Here is a 15,850-nt window from a genome sequence, read left to right as displayed (position 1 = left end):
TTGGTCATTATTTTCTTTTCGTATGGAACCCTTGTGTAATACGGTCTAATATAATTGCGATTACTACGATAGCTAATCCAGCTTCAAAGCCCATTCCGATATTAACTTGTGTTACAGAGCGATATACATCAACTCCAAGTCCTGGAGCTCCTACAAGTGATGCTGTTACAACCATCGATAACGAAAGCATAATGCTTTGGTTCACACCAGCCATAATTGTTCCGGTTGCAAGTGGTAATTGTACTTTAAATAGTTTTTGTGATGCAGTGGATCCAAATGCATTCGCTGCTTCAATTAAATCTTCTGGAACTTGTCTAATTCCTAAATCAGTAAAACGAATTGTCGGTGGCATTGCAAAGATTACTGATGCAATAATCCCGGGTACTACACCTACTCCGAAAAATGTAATCGCGGGAATAAGATATACGAAAGCCGGCATTGTTTGCATAAAATCTAACGTTGGTTTTAAAAATTTTGAGAAACGCTCATTTTGAGATGCTAATATCCCAATTGGAATTCCGACAATAATTGAAATAATAACGGAAGTAAGTACGAGTGATAATGTTTGCATCGTTTGTGCCCAGTAGTTAATATTTAAAATAAATAATAACCCGATCAGTGTAAAAATGACTAAAGATACTTTTCTCGTTGTGTACCAAATAAGGAAACAAAGGATGATAATCATCAATATGGCTGGTATTATTGTTAAAAAATTAGTGAGTAAATCAACGAATCCGCCGATAATATAAGAGAACCCTCGGAATAAGCCTTCAAAGTGCTCATATAAACTTGCAACAAATGAGTCGACCCATTCCCCTAATGGAATACGTGGTATACTATTCATCGTCTTTCACCTCTTCCTCAATGTTTCCTGCAAGAGCTTGAATGACACTTTCACGTTTAATAATTCCTCTTAGCCTTTTCTTCTCATCGATTACTGGTAAGGGATATTTCATCTCTGCCATTTTTGCATATGTCTCTTCCAGTAAAGTATCCAAATACACATGCGGAATATCATTAAGTAATAAATCAGCAATCGGCCACTGTTTTTGTACTGCTTTACTCGCATCATCCGCAGTTAATATACCTAAAAACTCATACTTTTTGTTTACAACATATACAGTTGAGACGCCTGCATTCCTCATAATTTGAAGAGCCACACGAGGTCCACGATCAATTAATAAAGTTTCTGGTCGTTTTAAAATAGACTCAGCCGTAATTACTTTTCCTAAATTCACGTCCGCAACAAACTTTTCTACAAATTCATTTGCGGGGCTCATCATAATTTCTTCTGGCGTTCCAATTTGGACGATTTCTCCATCTTTCATTAATGCAATACGATCTCCAATTCGAAGCGCTTCATCTAAATCATGCGTAATAAATATAATCGTTTTTTCCATTTTATCTTGTAACTCTAACAATTCATCTTGCATTTCTTTTCGAATAAGTGGATCTAATGCACTAAATGACTCGTCCATTAGTAATACATCTGGATTATTCGTTAGTGCCCTTGCGATTCCAACGCGCTGCTGCATACCACCACTAAGTTGACTTGGATAATTATCTTTATGATGATCGAGTCCTACTAACTGTAGCGATTCTAACGCTTTTTTCTCTCGCTCTTCAACCGGAACTCCTTGTATTTCTAAACCATATGCAACATTTTGTATAACTGTACGATGCGGAAATAGAGCAAATTTCTGAAATACCATACTCATTTTCGTTCTTCTTACTCTCCGTAACTCTTCTTTTCCCATCGTTGCGATGTCTTCACCATCTATGTATATATGACCTGCAGTTGGTTTAATCAATTGATTTAACATACGAACTAGCGTAGATTTCCCGCTGCCAGACAAACCCATAATAACGAAAATCTCTCCAGAGTAAACTTCAAACGTTGCTTTTTTCACCCCAACGTTCATTCCTGTCTCTTTTAAAATTTCCGATTTACTTTTTCCTTCTTTTAATAAGGAAAGGGCTCTTTGCGGATGTTTCCCGAATACTTTTGTTACGTTTTCAACACGCACCTTTGTATTATCCATGTCACTACTCCTTTTCTACCCATCTATTCACATAGTGTTGCGATTTTACAAAGAAATATTACATAAAAATGACATTCATAAGATTTCTTTAAAATTCTCGTTTCCGTTCATAATAAGAATGCTTACTTATACATTTATTTTATAAGGCAAACGTTACTTAGGAGGTTTTCGATGCGAAAGAAAATTTGGTTTATATGCCTTGCATTATTTATTACTATGATTTTCACTTCATGTAATGCAACAAATGCAAATTCGAAAGGAAAAATTAAACTTGGTGTAACAAGTTGGAAAGAAAATATTGCAACTGCAAACATGTGGAAAGTTTTATTAGAAGAAAAAGGCTACAAAGTTGAGCTCATGTATTTAGAAAAAGCCGCAATTTGGACTGGTGTCGCTCGTGGCGATGTTGATGCGAATTTAGAAGTATGGCTACCAGTTACAGATAAACCGCTAAACGATCGTTATAAAGATGATATTGTCTTAAAATCAAAATGGTACGAAGGTACTGGACTAGGTTTAGTCGTCCCTTCTTATATGAAAAACATAAACAGTATCGAAGATTTAAATGCTCATAAAGATGAACTAGATAATAAAATTGTCGGTATCGAACCCGGTAGTAGTCTTATGAATTTAACGAATAAAGCAATGAAAGAATATGATATAAAACTAAAACTTGTCCAATCTTCTGAAGCTGCGATGATGAGTGAACTAAAGAAAGCATATACAAAAAAGAAACCAATCGCTGTTACGCTTTGGAATCCGCATTGGGGTTTTTCAGAATTTGACTTAAAATATTTAAAAGACCCTAAGAAAGTATATGGTGAAAAAGATGACATTTATTACTCCGTTCGTAAAGGTTTCGAAAAAGATCACCCGGATATCATAAAATACTTTGATAAATGGAAAATGAACGATGAGCAGCTTGGTACATTAATGGTCGAGTTAAATAAAACGAAAGATTCCGAAGAAGCGGCACGAAAATGGATTAAGAACAATCAAGCGCTAGTTAATGAATGGGTAAAGGATTAATAAAAAGGCTAGAGAATTAACATATCCTCTAGCCTTTTTCATCTTATTTTTTCGTAACAACATCATCTACAATCCCATATACCTTCGCTTCTTCTGCAGTCATAAAATAATCTCTTTCTGTATCATGTGCTACTCTTTCAATCGGTTGGCCTGTTTTTTCTGCAATCATTTTATTAATATCATGCTTTAACTTCAATATTCTTTTCGCAGTTATTTCAATTTCTGTTGCTTGCCCTTGTGCACCACCAAGCGGCTGATGAATCATAATTTCACTGTTAGGGAGCGCAAACCGTTTTCCTTTTGCACCTGATAATAATAACAATGCACCAAATGATGCTGCAAAGCCCATGCACAGTGTTTGCACATCTGGTTTAATTAAATTCATCGTATCTAATATTGCAAAACCTGCTGTCGTTGAACCGCCGGGGCTATTGATGTATAAGAATATATCTTTCTCTGCATCTTCTGCTTCTAAAAATAATAATTGCGCTACGACACTACTCGCTACTTGATCGTTAATTTCTGAGCCGATAATAATAATACGGTCTTTTAATAACCTTGAATATATATCATAGGAACGTTCTCCTAATTTTGTTTGTTCTACTACATATGGAATTGCATTCATTTTAAATCCCTCCAATACTTGTTATGCTGCGCAAAGCATACAACTGTAGGAAGAAGGGTTTTTCACATTAAATAATAACACTGACTGTTTAGATGGTAACTTAGTAAAATCTATTGACGGAAGCAGTTTCGTTAATAATTCCGGTCTCTCTTCTCGAATAGACGTTACTACAACTTCCATATCATCTGTGAATTCGACTATCTCAATCCCTTCTTCACTTACAGTTTTCAGCCTATTTCTACTCCGAAATAAAGAAGCCTTTACTGCACCTTCTGATACAGAACACACTTTAGCAATATCAGCGATACTATATTGAAAAACATCTTTTAATAATAAAATTGCGGATTGCTGTACATTTAATGAAGACAATACTTTCCCTACCATTTCATGCAAATCTGCAATGTTCTCATGTGGTTCTTCAAAAGTGATTTGTTCTCTTATTTTTTCATGAACAGACTTAGACTTTATCTGATCTAACCAACGATTTCTTGCTATTTTATAGACGAGTGTCATACAAATATCTTTATTTCTATATTTTTGAAGCACTTTACACACTGTTTCTTGGGCGAGATCTTCCCCATCCCATTTGTTTTTCGTTAAAAAAGTACAGTATCTTTTTAACTCTCCATATTGTTCAATTAAAAAGTTTATATTTGAATGATTCATATCGATAGGGTTCTTTAAAACATGAGTTACTTTTGTGCACAAAATAACCACTCCTTTTCAGCGCTTACTTAATAAACGATTCAACATTAAAAAAAGTTACGGGGATATAAAAAAATAATGTTTATGTTCAATAATTCGCGGTCATAAATATGTTATGTACAATTTTACGTGAGGAGGAACAAATTTGCCAAAATTAACAATTGAAGGTGCGGGAACTTTTGATGTGAAAGAAGGAACAAAGTTAGTATTAGCAATTGAAGATAGCGGTGTCAACATTCTTCATCGTTGCGGCGGGAATGCACGTTGCACAACTTGTAGAGTAGAAATACTAGCAGGTGATTTCTGTGAAGCGAGTGCGAATGAGAAACATGCAATGACGGAAAAAGGAATTGAAGATCATTTACGATTATCTTGTCAAATGCGTGTACATAAAGATATAGTCGTTCGTCCGGTACTTACAGTTGAAAATTCAGGTCTTGATGCTGGGCCACGTCCGGCGGAGTAAAGCGATGAATTTAAAACAGCTCGCTGGCGAATATGCTGCTAACTTTGTAAACGATGGCATGAAAATTGGGCTTGGTACAGGTTCTACTGTATATTGGACAATACAAAAATTAGGTGAGCGTGTAAAAGAAGGATTATCATTTCAAGCTGTACCAACATCAAAGGAAACTGAAGCATTAGCACAGCAACTAAATATCCCCCTAATTTCGTTAAACGACGTACAAAGTCTTGATCTTACAATTGATGGAGCGGATGAAATTGATTCAAATTTACAACTTATAAAAGGCGGTGGCGGTGCATTACTTCGTGAAAAAATCGTTGCCTCTTCCTCTAAAAAACTAATTATCATTGCTGATGAATCGAAACTTGTAACACATTTAGGTACTTTTCCATTACCTATTGAAATCATCCCTTTTTCATGGAAACAAACCGAAAATAAAATTCAGTCTTTAGGATGTCAAACAACATTACGTTTGAAAAACAATGAAACCTATATAACCGATAACAATAACATGATTATCGATTGTATATTCCCTAATCATATTTCTAATCCTGTCCATTTACACACCCAATTAAAAATGATTACTGGTGTAGTTGAAACAGGGTTGTTTATAAGTATGACGAGTACAGCAATTATTGGTACTAAAAATGGGATAAAGAAATTGTAATAAAAGCTAACTTTTTAAAGTTGGCTTTTTAGTATGTTCTTCTTCTCTTAATAGTGCTTTATTATGATATACTAGGAAAACGCAAACAGATTACACTAGAAAGGACTGAACATTTTGCAATCCAAACTTATAACAGAACTTGCTGATTTAGAAACTGCCTTTCATATTCGAAAAGAAGTATTTGTAAAAGAACAAGGTGTTCCTCTTACAGATGAATTCGATACATTCGATGAAATCGGAGAGCAATGTAAACATATTTTAGTTTATTATCATGAGCTTCCTGTAGGTACAGGGCGTATACGATTTGTTGATGGCGTCGGAAAATTAGAACGTATTTGCATTTTAAAAGATTATCGTACATACGGATTAGGTAAAGTCATCATTCAAACGTTAGAAGAAATTGCTCGTAACGAACAAGCTACAAAAGTGAAACTACACGGGCAAACACAAGCTGAAGGATTTTATAAAAAATTAGGTTATGAAACTTCTTCTGATATATTTATGGAAGATGGCATTCCGCATATACTTATGACGAAAATGTTATCATAATAAAAAGGGTAGTATATGAATCTTATGTATTCATACACTACCCTTTTTTATAAATAGAAAAGTGAATTCTCCAGATTCTCTTTTGAAATCAAAGCCCATCATCTCTTAGTTCATATCTAGGTAAAGCTTACACTGTTTTCCATAATGATAATGCATAAATCCAGTTCGGATCACCATTTCCTTGATAACTCTGGACTGCTTCATATACTTTTCCTTCGTGTAGAACTCTATCTCCCTTTTTATATGCTTTTTTTGCATCCCACGCTTCATATGAAGCGCTTTCGGTTTTTGTAGTAATTGTGAATATATCACTCTGTACGGATTCATTTCCAGCTACATCAACAGCTTTTACTACATATTTATAAGTAGTATTAGCGAGCAGATTTTTATCCATATAAGAAGTTGTATTGGATGTTGCAATCTTTTTCATTGATCCTTCTGTTTCTCTATAAATATCGTAATGGTCTACACCAATATTATCGTCAGATGGACTCCACATTAAATCCACACTTGACGCTGTCGTTCCCATACTATGTAATCCTTTTGGTTGTGTTGGTGCTTCTGTATCTGGAATCTCAACTGTTGTTTTTACTGTAAGCGCTGTACTTCCCTTCGATACATTGCCAGCTGCGTCAATTGCTTTTACAGTATAAGAGTATTCTGTGCTTGGTTGTAATTTCTTATCAATAAAATGAGTGCCTATTACTGTATCAATCATCTCTCCGTTACGGAAGATTTGATATCCTTTTACCCCTACATTATCCGTAGAAGCGTTCCATGTTAGTTCTACACTATTTGCTGTTACTTTTTGCGTCTGAAGTCCATTTGGAATACTTGGCGCTTCTATGTCTGGTTTCACATCATTAATAAGATTAACATCAATTACATTATAGAATGCATTTGCTGTATCAGCTACATCCCATACTGCTAAAATCACATGATATCCACTACGATCAGTAGGTACATTGATTTTATGAGTTAAATTATTTGAAGCTGCAGAACCATCATGTTGTACAGTTCCAATTGGTTCAAAATCTGCTCTTGTTAGCGCTTTATTTGGATTCCATCCTTTTTTAGTAATATAGTAATGCCACTTACTCGTTAAGTGAGGCGCAGTATACTTCCAAGTAAATGTATTTTCCCCACCAGTGATTGTATTTTTAAACCAACGATTTGCTGTTTGTTGATCTAAAATACCACCAAATTTTCCGCCTGCTGAAGCAATTTGTCCATCTACTGGACCACCTTGTGGGAAACCTTTTGGAGCTTCTAAACTTTGTGGTTCATACATAACACTTCCACAGTTTACATTTAGCGCACCATAAGTTGAACTACATAAAGCGGATCGGCTACCGGGCTTTTCAACAAAACCGTGCGCATAAGCATTTTGAGGAATAAGTGTCGTACTAATAATTCCAGCTGTTAATGCTACAGCTCCTAAACTTTTTTTGTTCATTTTCATATTTTGTAGTTGTTTTAAAAATCGATTATTCATGTTCATGTCTCCTTCTTGTTATACTTTGTAGTGGAATGTGGGCTTTGATGTAAAAGAATAACAAGAGACAAACTTGTACCGATGTATGTGTGAATTATGCATACACCGCAGTGAAATTATATTTTTCTTATGAAATATTTCACTTTATGAATATATCATGACATAGAAATTACCTGAGTATGTGCAGAAGTTGTGCAGAAACAGTGAAATTATTACTAACATGTAAAACTAAGTCCTAACATTTTAAAATAAAATTCGAATATATTTATCTATCATCTTTACTTCATAATTGACAATACATTTAACTGGTTAACTTTTATTCTTATACTTATATCTCTCAGTGCCTTAGTTTTAACCATACTAGATATTAAAAATAAAATTATAAAGTTAAATAAAAAGCATCCTATTTAGATGCTTTTCTAATGTATAATTTCATTTTTTCACTGACCTACAAATATAAAAATTTCATCAACAGCTTCCTTATATCCACCTGATTTTTGGAAAGATTTCTTCAAATTCAAAGCAACTTCTTTAAATGACGGATTATTTAATACCATTTCTACACTTTCACTTAGTTGATCCGCAGTTAATCCTTGCATTTGTAATTTTATTCCTGCTCCAAGACTCTCCACTTGCTTTGCGACTACTGGCTGATCTGCACTTTGCGGTATTACAACGAGCGGAATCCCGTTATACAGTCCTTCATGCGCACTGTTCATCCCGCCGTGTGTAATAAATAGTTTCGTATATGTAAGCAGCTCAGTTTGGGGTACATAGTTTTTCACAATGAAGTTTTTAGGAATTTCGCCTAGATCACTTATTTTTGTTTTACTACCAATAGACATAACAATTGTATGCTCACTATTCTCAAAGGCCTTCATACACAGTTTATAAAAGTCAATCGCTTCATTAAAAACAGTACCTAATGAAATATAAAGCGGACTTTTTTCTTCAATTGAAGTAAAATCAACGTCTCTGTTTTTCATTTGTGCAGAGATAGATGGTCCTACAAATTTATATGTTTCATCAAACGTATCACCAAAAGGCTGGAACTCCTTAATTGTATATACAATAGTAAGGGGTGCAGGATTACAGAAAACTTCATACGATGATTTTATTTCAACACCATATTTTTCAGCAATTCCCTTCGTTAAGTTTTGAAAATCATTCTGTATTTTATCATAAATTTCTACTGGGATATTTTTTGATAGATGACCTAACATTTGCTCAAAGGATTTTTCATCCTGCGCAAAAGATGTGCATGAATTTATGGCTGGAAGTTTAAGGATTTGAGCAATTAAATGGCCACAGCCAAACATAGAATCATGAATTATGTAATCAAAATGTTCACCTTCAATTTGTTCTAGAACGCTAGGTATGACAATATCCGCTGTATGTAGAAGGCCATTTATTCTTTCCTGTAAATAATTTCTGCCTCCAGATAGAAACGCTTTTATAAATTTTTGATCATCAATCGTTCGTACAGTAGCACCTGTCTTCTCAATCCGCTCCCTGAAAGCTTCTATTGAAAAATAAACGACCTCTTCACCACGAGAAATCAATTCATCTACAACTTGTAAAGTTGGATTTATATGTCCTTCTGATCCAGCATTAATAAATAAAACACGCGCCATAATAAACACTCCTTACGTTAAATCATTTCTATGTTGGCAAGAGTACGGATTCTCTCCATACTCTTTTCCTAGCTGTTCGTATCATGTTCCTACTAAATTGACCTAGCAAGTCTAAAACCGAGATCATCTATATGAAATGTAGGATGGCTTCGACGACGACAAGTAGCGCCGCACCCTCTCGCTGTTTCAGCCCAACTACCACCACGAAAAATGCGGTATGATCCGTACACTGTTTCATCATACAAATCATAACACCATTCCCAAACGTTCCCTAGCATATCATAAAGTCCCCATGCATTCGGTTCTTTTTGGCCAACGTCATGAATCTCTCCATTTGAATTTTCATTATACCACGCTATATCATGAAGTTTCCCGTATGTATATCCGGTTGTACTTGCTTTACATGCATATTGCCACTCCACCTCAGATGGTAATCGGTAGCCATTTGAATCTAAATTACATTTCACAATTTGACCACCATCACTAATAGAATAATATTCTTTTAATCCCGCTTTTTTTGAAAGTACATTACAAAACGCAATGGCATCTTTCCATGAAATATTGACAACTGGTTTATGATTTTTATCAAAATTATTTAATGTACTATTTGTAATAGCATCATATAGTTCCATTGTTACAGCATACTTTGCAAGAAGAAATGGTTGAATTTGTACTAGCCATTCTTTTTTTATTCGATCATCTCTTAATACTACCTCTCCAGCTGGAATATTGACCATTAATGAATCGATTAGTTGAATTAAATCGTTAGTCATTTTCTATTCCTCCAAACGTTCATTTTATATGAAATTAAAGTCATATACTCATTACAAAATACAATTTTCAAAAAGCGTTAAATTTTTCATAATAAAAAACGATTAGTTTTATTAAACTAATCGGTAAGATTCACAAAGAATTTTTGTGTTACATTCTATAATTATATGTGCTCTAAAAATTTCCGAACCTCATTTGGAGATTTTAAAACAATAACCTTTTTCTCTTCCGGCAATTGCTCTAACCCTTTTAAAATTGTAGGTCGTTTAGCATTAGGATATTCCCATATCCATTTAAAAAATTGCAAATCAAATCTTTCTTCACATCCCGCGCCCATATCTGGTCTTGTTTTATTCTGGTATTTTACAATTCTTTTAAAAGCACGATAAATACAAATTGTTCTATGAATATCAAGGAAGATAATTGTATCAGCTGCATTCAGTCTTATACCCATCGTCCCGCCATAATTCCCATCAATAATCCATTTCTCATCTTTAATTAAGTTATTTTGAACTGTTATTTGTTCTTCTCTCGGAACACCTTCCCAATTCGGTTTCCAAAATAATGCATCAAGATGATGCACCTTAATATTTAATTTATTTCCTAACTGCCTTGCTAATGTAGATTTTCCTGAACCACCAGAACCAATTAATATTATTTTTTTCATACCTTTACGATACCTTCTATAACTTCTTCAATAGTTTCCTTATTAGCGAAAATCCAGAAGAACATTTCTTCATTTAACTTTAATGAATCTGGTAACTGGACAAAATAAGCAATAAAGATAATTTGAATTGAAAGCATAACATACCAAATGGCTTGTAGTTCTTCTTTCGTTAAATCATTTTGTTTATAATAACCTTCAAAGACTTTGCTAACGATATGTAACCATTTCCCTCTTAATCTTTCATCACTAAATAGCTCGCTTAATATACTTGTACAGCAATAACATAAATCAAATATTTTTACATTATTTTCTAAAATCTCAAAATCTATAAACCCTTCCAGTTTATCATCTTTAAAGATTACATTTGATAGATGCATATCACGATGAATAATTTGTCTCGGTAATGGATGGACTGTTTCCTTGAAAGCTGCGTGCATTCGCTCCATCTTTTGAATTACCTCTCGATGAACATACTCATTCTTTTCTAAAATCGGTATAGCCCATTCAAATACCATCTTATATAAATCTCTTTTTATTAACTCATGGTCACTATTCACCGAATGTAATGCTTTGTGCAGATTAGCTATTTCTTCTCCAATTGTACTTGCTAGCCTTTCCAGCTTATTCGTATCTTTTATTTCTAAAACACTTCCGGCAACATACTCATATAAGCAATAATATTTTTCTTTATATAATACATATTGTTCATCATTTTCTGTCTTTACTACTCTCTGTACCTTAATTCCCTTTTCATACAGTTGCTTCAAAACATCGAATTCAACTAGAAGTTGCTTTATTGATCCTGTTTTCTTTAAAATATACTCTTTATTCTTGCATATAACCTTCGCTACTTTTTGTTGAATTACAGTAGCTGTGACATGTTCATTTTGAAACCAAAACTTTGCAATTTCCAGTGCTTGTTCCATTTACAAATACCCCTTTTACAATTCTTATGTCTTCCGAAAAATAACCTCACACAGTACTCCCACTCCAACACCAATTGTATAGGCCACTAAATCACTCCACAAAAAACCGTATCCCAACACGAGTCCGCCCAAAGTCGTTGCACGCATGCTATCTATCCATTCCGCATGATACAATTGGCTCGCTTCAATCCCGTAGCAAAACATTAAACTAATAAAAGCCAACTTCTTCGTCTCTGTTTTAGGAAACAAAAATCCAAAGCCAGTGAAAATCATTAATGCCCATAAAGCATCGCCTAAGTAATCATTTAATAGATGTGGTAGTGCAAAAGAAAACTTTCTTGAGCTAAGACCTAAAATAATAACAACTATAGTAAATAGTGCATATACTACTCTATTTCGTTTCGTATTCATTTTAAAGTCCCTAATATGTAATGTAAAACTGTAAATAGCTAGTAAAACAAAGTTATTTTACTAGCTATTTATTAGTTGCTTTAATGATAAGAAAATGTGGATTCGTATTTAGATAATAATATGATTTTTCGTCTACTTCTTTCATTTTTTCAATTGCCTTCGGTTCTACTATCTCTTCTAATACAAAATAATTTGTAGTTTCATTTAGTATGTCTTGTAATGATCTTCTAAAAACTTGACTTCAATAGTAATATTCGGTTTAACCCAAGTATCTATTAATAACTGTTTTTCAAAATAATTTTCACATGGAAACTTTGTGAAATCCATAAAAGGATGATGAATAGAATATATAAGTTCTCCACCTGGCTTCAATACACGACGAAATTCTTGAAATACTTGATTCCAATTTTCTATATAATGAAGAGTTAATGAACTTACAATCACATCATATGTATTATCTTTAAATGGCAATGTTTCTTGCAGATCATGACAAAGGAACGTTGCTTCTTCTCCTATATTTTCTTTTGCTGCTTTTACCATTTCAGGACTTACATCAATTGCTGTAACATTTGCTCCTCTTTTTATGAATTGAGAAGTATACCATCCAGCTGCACATCCAGCATCTAGTATCTTTTTTCCTTCTAGTTCCTTTGGAATAAGCTCCATCATCGCCGGTCTTTCATAATAACTGTTATATGGATTTGCGAAATCTAGATTTTCTTTATATGTACTCGCTAATTTATCATACGTATCTTTAATCGAATCTTTCATTACACACACTCCTAATACATATTAATCCATTAACTCCTGCTGCTTTTTCTTTGAAAATGATTGTAGTACTAAATCATACGACCAATCAATCATTTTATTAATTTGCTCCTGCACTATATCCTTATGAATATAAACAGTATTCCAATGTTTTTTATTCATATGATACCCTGGAATAATGGTTTCTGGATAATCTTCTCTTATTCTTAATGCGACTTCTGGATCACACTTCAATGTAATCGCAGCTTTTTCGCCTTCTTCATGATTTACTATCGCAAATATTTTATTATTAAGCCTCATACATGTTGCACTCCAACCATCTGGAGAATCTTCTGTCGCCTTTCTTTTCGATAAACAGTACGCTCTTGTTGCATTCATTTTAATTGGCACCTCTTATTCTTTCCCTGTTTGATTACGATGCATCACAATTTGCTTCGTTGCTTGAAATTGCTGCTCACCGTAAAACTTTATTAGCTTCTCTCCGCAAAATAGACTAACAATATGAATATGAGATATTTCCTCGAGTAACATTGTAAGCATCTTCTCTCCAATACCTTTATTTCTTACACTCTCATGTACGACAACATCTTCAATGTATGCTCGAAAAATACCATCAGAAACGACTCTAGCAAATCCAACTAATTCATTTTCTTCCCATACTCCAATGGCTATACTATTCTTTAACATTTTTTCAATATCGACTTCTTTTCTTTCTGGCCACCAACCGACAGAATCATAAAGCTTCTTTATTTTTTCTGCACAGATTGGTTGTTCTTGTTGCAATTTATACGTGTACATATGCTTCCCTCCATCAATCAGTATACATAATATTATTATAATCTCTTTTCAAAAAAGTGCTGACTATGACCTTTCGGATGATCTTCAACGACACCATACTCCCTGTAACCGTGCTTTTTATAAAATTCTGGTGCTTGAAAACTAAATGAATCTAGCAATATTAATCTACACCCTTTCTCCTTCGCAATCCCTTCAATTTCATGTAAAAGTTGGCTGCCATAACCGTCATGACGAACTGATTCATCAACCCATAAAAAGTCGATATGAAGGTGATAAAAATACATCGTACCTGTTACGCCACCAAAAATTTTTCCTTCTTCATTTTTTACTACGAGGCGTACTTCTTCCATCGTCTGTCTTGCCTCATCTGTTAAGATGGACATATTATATTGAATAACTTTATTTTTAATATATTCTCCTTCAGTACGTGTACCGTTCTTTATATGTTTCATTTATATTGCTTCCTTTCAGCTTAGTAATCTACATTTTATTTTTTCTCTTTAAAATACTAATACATACGAATCCACCATATGTAACAAAGCATGAAAAGCTAATTATACCTGGTACAGAGACATATCCTACCCTTATGTAACTTATAACCGCAAAACAAACGATAGACAATAAAATAGATGGCCAAAATATAAGAGCTGTTTTTCTTCTTCCTCGTTGCGATGTACTTTCTTTCTCTCCAGAAACACGTGTGCCAAAAAGCAATACAATACAAATAAGGATCGCTGCAAAGTAAATTGTATCTAATGACAAATTGTGATCATATAGTGCGATTCCAACTTCAAGAGCAATAATCGTTAAAATTAAAATAATGATTGTTGAAGTCTTTAAGTTTCTTTTCAATCGCTCACTCCTAGCATGCTTTCACTATATTCTTTGTATATGTACTTTAAAACTGCTGCAAAAGCTTCATCTACCTCTTTATTTTCACGTCGATTCGGTAAATCTTTTCCCCCCATCACATAAAGAAGCGGAAATTCGTTAAACATTCCTATAATACCAATATTTATTGTAGCTGTGAGTAATCCACCTGTCATATGAGCTAAATGATAATATGGGATTTCTTCATACTCTCCTTGCTGTCTTACCATGCCGCTAATAATTGGTTCCCATAATTCTGGTTCTGATTTATAACCTTGAAAGGTTTGTATGAAAAGGGCAAGAACTTCACTTAATTCTCCAACATTTTTCTCATCTCTAGCATTCTCTTGTATATAAATTTTTGAAAAGTACGTTTGTGCGTACATTTTCACAGCATCCCATCCACCACAGTGCATTACAACTGACTGTGCAACGCAACTATCATGACAAGCAATCATTACCTCTACCGCTTGACTAAGTGTTAAAGAAGTTCTTCCTTGTAAATGCGGATATAACTGCGCACTATCTTCATGCGGATTAAATTTAATGTGATGAAGTATATCATTCCAATTATGTTTATTTTCCTTCACCATTTGCGTTACTACAAATCCAATGACTAATTTTGCTGCTGATGCTAACGGAATATTTAATTCATTATTATATGAAGCAACTATCCGATTATCTTTTGTAGAATAAATTGCCATTCCCACATAATTAGATTGTACCTCTTTTATTTTATTTATAACAGTTTCCATTTCCATCCCTCTTTTTATATCGTTATATTAACTTCTAATATTTCAACATTGAATGTAAAAACTTTTCATTAGCTATTAAAATAAGAAAAAGGTAGCATGAATTTTTTCTTGCTACCGAAAAATATTTATTCTTCTATAGGATTTTCAGGACCGTTAAGTTCCAGCTGATAAAAAGCTAAATCTAGCCATTTATTAAACTTATAACCAGCTTTTTTTATTGTTCCTGCATGAATAAATTCATAGTTTTGATGCAAGGCAATACTTTTCTCATTCTCTGCATTAATTCCAGCAATTAAGGTCATATACTCTCTTTCCTTTGCAATTTTGATTAATTCTTTCATTAATGAAGACCCAATGCCATTTTTTCTATATGCCTTATCTACATACACAGAATGTTCAACTGAATATTTATAAGCAGGCCACGCTCTAAATGGGCCGAATGTCGCAAATCCTACTACTTTATTATCTAATTCATATACGAAAATTGGATACCCTTCAGCCTTTTTTTGTTCATACCAATCTATTCTATTTTCAAGGGTTACAGGTTTATACGCATATACAGCTGTTGTATAAAGTATCGCATCGTTATAAATATCTAAAATGTATGCTAAATCTCTTTTCGTTGCTTCCCTTATCATTGTTTTCTTCCTTTCATCATGTTCATCTTATTTC

General features: G+C 33.7%; 20 protein-coding genes and 1 pseudogene. 4 read left to right on the top strand and 17 right to left on the bottom strand.

The annotated features are described in order from the left end of the window. Window positions 1-7: 7 nt before the first annotated feature. Both IQ781_RS02160 and IQ781_RS02155 read right to left on the bottom strand, forming a co-directional pair. The gene (locus IQ781_RS02160) at window positions 8-844 is read right to left on the bottom strand and encodes an ABC transporter permease (protein ID WP_001084765.1); all 837 of its coding nucleotides are present in this window, start codon (window positions 842-844) and stop codon (window positions 8-10) included. Beyond that, window positions 837-2,042, bottom strand: a complete 1,206-nt coding sequence (locus IQ781_RS02155) for a quaternary amine ABC transporter ATP-binding protein (protein WP_000370606.1) — start codon at window positions 2,040-2,042, stop codon at window positions 837-839. Before IQ781_RS02155 ends, IQ781_RS02160 begins: the two co-directional genes overlap by 8 nt. A 171-nt stretch (window positions 2,043-2,213) precedes the next feature. Between IQ781_RS02155 and IQ781_RS02150 the strand changes: the two genes are divergently transcribed. Then, the gene (locus IQ781_RS02150) at window positions 2,214-3,071 is read left to right on the top strand and encodes a glycine betaine ABC transporter substrate-binding protein (RefSeq protein WP_139846762.1); all 858 of its coding nucleotides are present in this window, start codon (window positions 2,214-2,216) and stop codon (window positions 3,069-3,071) included. A 43-nt stretch (window positions 3,072-3,114) separates the two neighbouring features. Here the strand turns inward: IQ781_RS02150 and clpP are convergent, their stop codons facing one another. Next, complete coding sequence (gene clpP / locus IQ781_RS02145) at window positions 3,115-3,696, bottom strand: ATP-dependent Clp endopeptidase proteolytic subunit ClpP (protein ID WP_000991613.1); 582 nt, start codon at window positions 3,694-3,696, stop codon at window positions 3,115-3,117. Window positions 3,697-3,717: 21 nt separating this feature from the next. Further along, on the bottom strand, window positions 3,718-4,404 hold the full coding sequence (locus IQ781_RS02140) for an RNA polymerase subunit sigma-70 (protein ID WP_139846761.1): 687 nt from the start codon (window positions 4,402-4,404) through the stop codon (window positions 3,718-3,720). Window positions 4,405-4,546: 142 nt separating this feature from the next. Between IQ781_RS02140 and IQ781_RS02135 the strand changes: the two genes are divergently transcribed. The 3 genes from IQ781_RS02135 (at window position 4,547) to IQ781_RS02125 (ending at window position 6,083) form a co-directional block, all read left to right on the top strand. Continuing rightward, complete coding sequence (locus IQ781_RS02135) at window positions 4,547-4,867, top strand: 2Fe-2S iron-sulfur cluster-binding protein (protein WP_001125388.1); 321 nt, start codon at window positions 4,547-4,549, stop codon at window positions 4,865-4,867. A gap of 4 nt (window positions 4,868-4,871) precedes the next feature. Then, window positions 4,872-5,534 carry a ribose 5-phosphate isomerase A gene (rpiA, locus tag IQ781_RS02130; RefSeq protein WP_001049992.1) on the top strand — a complete coding sequence of 221 codons (663 nt, stop codon included), beginning with the start codon at window positions 4,872-4,874 and terminating at the stop codon, window positions 5,532-5,534. A 114-nt stretch (window positions 5,535-5,648) separates the two neighbouring features. Further along, a complete protein-coding gene (locus tag IQ781_RS02125; protein ID WP_065212632.1) occupies window positions 5,649-6,083 on the top strand; it encodes a GNAT family N-acetyltransferase in 435 nt (144 codons plus the stop codon). A 127-nt stretch (window positions 6,084-6,210) separates the two neighbouring features. On the opposite strand, the gene IQ781_RS02120 is transcribed toward IQ781_RS02125, so the two are convergent. From IQ781_RS02120 to IQ781_RS02060, 13 genes and pseudogenes are all read right to left on the bottom strand, one after another. Continuing rightward, window positions 6,211-7,578, bottom strand: a complete 1,368-nt coding sequence (locus IQ781_RS02120; RefSeq protein WP_078386553.1) for a lytic polysaccharide monooxygenase — start codon at window positions 7,576-7,578, stop codon at window positions 6,211-6,213. A 440-nt stretch (window positions 7,579-8,018) separates the two neighbouring features. Beyond that, complete coding sequence (locus IQ781_RS02115) at window positions 8,019-9,212, bottom strand: macrolide family glycosyltransferase (protein WP_078386552.1); 1,194 nt, start codon at window positions 9,210-9,212, stop codon at window positions 8,019-8,021. A gap of 92 nt (window positions 9,213-9,304) precedes the next feature. Next, the gene (locus tag IQ781_RS02110; protein ID WP_078386551.1) at window positions 9,305-9,985 is read right to left on the bottom strand and encodes a formylglycine-generating enzyme family protein; all 681 of its coding nucleotides are present in this window, start codon (window positions 9,983-9,985) and stop codon (window positions 9,305-9,307) included. 161 nt (window positions 9,986-10,146) lie between these two features. Then, window positions 10,147-10,650, bottom strand: a complete 504-nt coding sequence (locus IQ781_RS02105; RefSeq protein ID WP_000720558.1) for a DNA topology modulation protein — start codon at window positions 10,648-10,650, stop codon at window positions 10,147-10,149. Continuing rightward, the gene (locus tag IQ781_RS02100) at window positions 10,647-11,576 is read right to left on the bottom strand and encodes a phosphotransferase enzyme family protein (RefSeq protein ID WP_078386550.1); all 930 of its coding nucleotides are present in this window, start codon (window positions 11,574-11,576) and stop codon (window positions 10,647-10,649) included. Before IQ781_RS02100 ends, IQ781_RS02105 begins: the two co-directional genes overlap by 4 nt. Before the next feature lie 24 nt (window positions 11,577-11,600). Continuing rightward, on the bottom strand, window positions 11,601-11,987 hold the full coding sequence (locus tag IQ781_RS02095) for a ribosomal maturation YjgA family protein (protein ID WP_078386549.1): 387 nt from the start codon (window positions 11,985-11,987) through the stop codon (window positions 11,601-11,603). Window positions 11,988-12,051: 64 nt separating this feature from the next. Continuing rightward, window positions 12,052-12,758 (bottom strand): annotated as a pseudogene (locus IQ781_RS02090) (class I SAM-dependent methyltransferase). Between the two features lie 21 nt (window positions 12,759-12,779). Continuing rightward, window positions 12,780-13,133, bottom strand: coding sequence for an MmcQ/YjbR family DNA-binding protein (locus tag IQ781_RS02085; RefSeq protein ID WP_000994621.1), 354 nt, complete (start codon window positions 13,131-13,133; stop codon window positions 12,780-12,782). Window positions 13,134-13,148: 15 nt separating this feature from the next. Continuing rightward, a complete protein-coding gene (locus tag IQ781_RS02080) occupies window positions 13,149-13,553 on the bottom strand; it encodes a GNAT family N-acetyltransferase (protein ID WP_060852057.1) in 405 nt (134 codons plus the stop codon). 35 nt (window positions 13,554-13,588) lie between these two features. Beyond that, window positions 13,589-14,005, bottom strand: a complete 417-nt coding sequence (locus IQ781_RS02075) for a GNAT family N-acetyltransferase (protein WP_000680537.1) — start codon at window positions 14,003-14,005, stop codon at window positions 13,589-13,591. Window positions 14,006-14,033: 28 nt separating this feature from the next. Then, window positions 14,034-14,405, bottom strand: a complete 372-nt coding sequence (locus IQ781_RS02070) for a hypothetical protein (RefSeq protein ID WP_078386548.1) — start codon at window positions 14,403-14,405, stop codon at window positions 14,034-14,036. Next, window positions 14,402-15,178, bottom strand: coding sequence for a serine hydrolase (locus tag IQ781_RS02065; protein WP_060852056.1), 777 nt, complete (start codon window positions 15,176-15,178; stop codon window positions 14,402-14,404). The genes IQ781_RS02070 and IQ781_RS02065 overlap by 4 nt, the downstream gene beginning before the upstream one ends. Before the next feature lie 125 nt (window positions 15,179-15,303). Beyond that, on the bottom strand, window positions 15,304-15,816 hold the full coding sequence (locus IQ781_RS02060) for a GNAT family N-acetyltransferase (RefSeq protein WP_100651710.1): 513 nt from the start codon (window positions 15,814-15,816) through the stop codon (window positions 15,304-15,306). Window positions 15,817-15,850: the final 34 nt, after the last annotated feature.

The organism is Bacillus sp. N447-1 (assembly GCF_022701035.1).
GTDB classification, from domain to species: Bacteria; Bacillota; Bacilli; order Bacillales; family Bacillaceae_G; genus Bacillus_A; species Bacillus_A cereus.
This window is presented reverse-complemented; position numbering and strand designations above follow the sequence as displayed.

What these genes read in the sequence shown, in the direction of transcription:
- IQ781_RS02160 (WP_001084765.1), bottom strand. Translation starts at nt 844, where the DNA reads ATGAATAGTATACCACGTATTCCATTAGGGGAATGGGTCGACTCATTT.
- IQ781_RS02155 (WP_000370606.1), bottom strand. Translation starts at nt 2,042, where the DNA reads ATGGATAATACAAAGGTGCGTGTTGAAAACGTAACAAAAGTATTCGGG.
- IQ781_RS02150 (WP_139846762.1), top strand. Translation starts at nt 2,214, where the DNA reads ATGCGAAAGAAAATTTGGTTTATATGCCTTGCATTATTTATTACTATG.
- clpP (WP_000991613.1), bottom strand. Translation starts at nt 3,696, where the DNA reads ATGAATGCAATTCCATATGTAGTAGAACAAACAAAATTAGGAGAACGT.
- rpiA (WP_001049992.1), top strand. Translation starts at nt 4,872, where the DNA reads ATGAATTTAAAACAGCTCGCTGGCGAATATGCTGCTAACTTTGTAAAC.
- IQ781_RS02120 (WP_078386553.1), bottom strand. Translation starts at nt 7,578, where the DNA reads ATGAATAATCGATTTTTAAAACAACTACAAAATATGAAAATGAACAAA.
- IQ781_RS02115 (WP_078386552.1), bottom strand. Translation starts at nt 9,212, where the DNA reads ATGGCGCGTGTTTTATTTATTAATGCTGGATCAGAAGGACATATAAAT.
- IQ781_RS02110 (WP_078386551.1), bottom strand. Translation starts at nt 9,985, where the DNA reads ATGACTAACGATTTAATTCAACTAATCGATTCATTAATGGTCAATATT.
- IQ781_RS02105 (WP_000720558.1), bottom strand. Translation starts at nt 10,650, where the DNA reads ATGAAAAAAATAATATTAATTGGTTCTGGTGGTTCAGGAAAATCTACA.
- IQ781_RS02100 (WP_078386550.1), bottom strand. Translation starts at nt 11,576, where the DNA reads ATGGAACAAGCACTGGAAATTGCAAAGTTTTGGTTTCAAAATGAACAT.
- IQ781_RS02095 (WP_078386549.1), bottom strand. Translation starts at nt 11,987, where the DNA reads ATGAATACGAAACGAAATAGAGTAGTATATGCACTATTTACTATAGTT.
- IQ781_RS02085 (WP_000994621.1), bottom strand. Translation starts at nt 13,133, where the DNA reads ATGAATGCAACAAGAGCGTACTGTTTATCGAAAAGAAAGGCGACAGAA.
- IQ781_RS02080 (WP_060852057.1), bottom strand. Translation starts at nt 13,553, where the DNA reads ATGTACACGTATAAATTGCAACAAGAACAACCAATCTGTGCAGAAAAA.
- IQ781_RS02075 (WP_000680537.1), bottom strand. Translation starts at nt 14,005, where the DNA reads ATGAAACATATAAAGAACGGTACACGTACTGAAGGAGAATATATTAAA.
- IQ781_RS02065 (WP_060852056.1), bottom strand. Translation starts at nt 15,178, where the DNA reads ATGGAAACTGTTATAAATAAAATAAAAGAGGTACAATCTAATTATGTG.
- IQ781_RS02060 (WP_100651710.1), bottom strand. Translation starts at nt 15,816, where the DNA reads ATGATAAGGGAAGCAACGAAAAGAGATTTAGCATACATTTTAGATATT.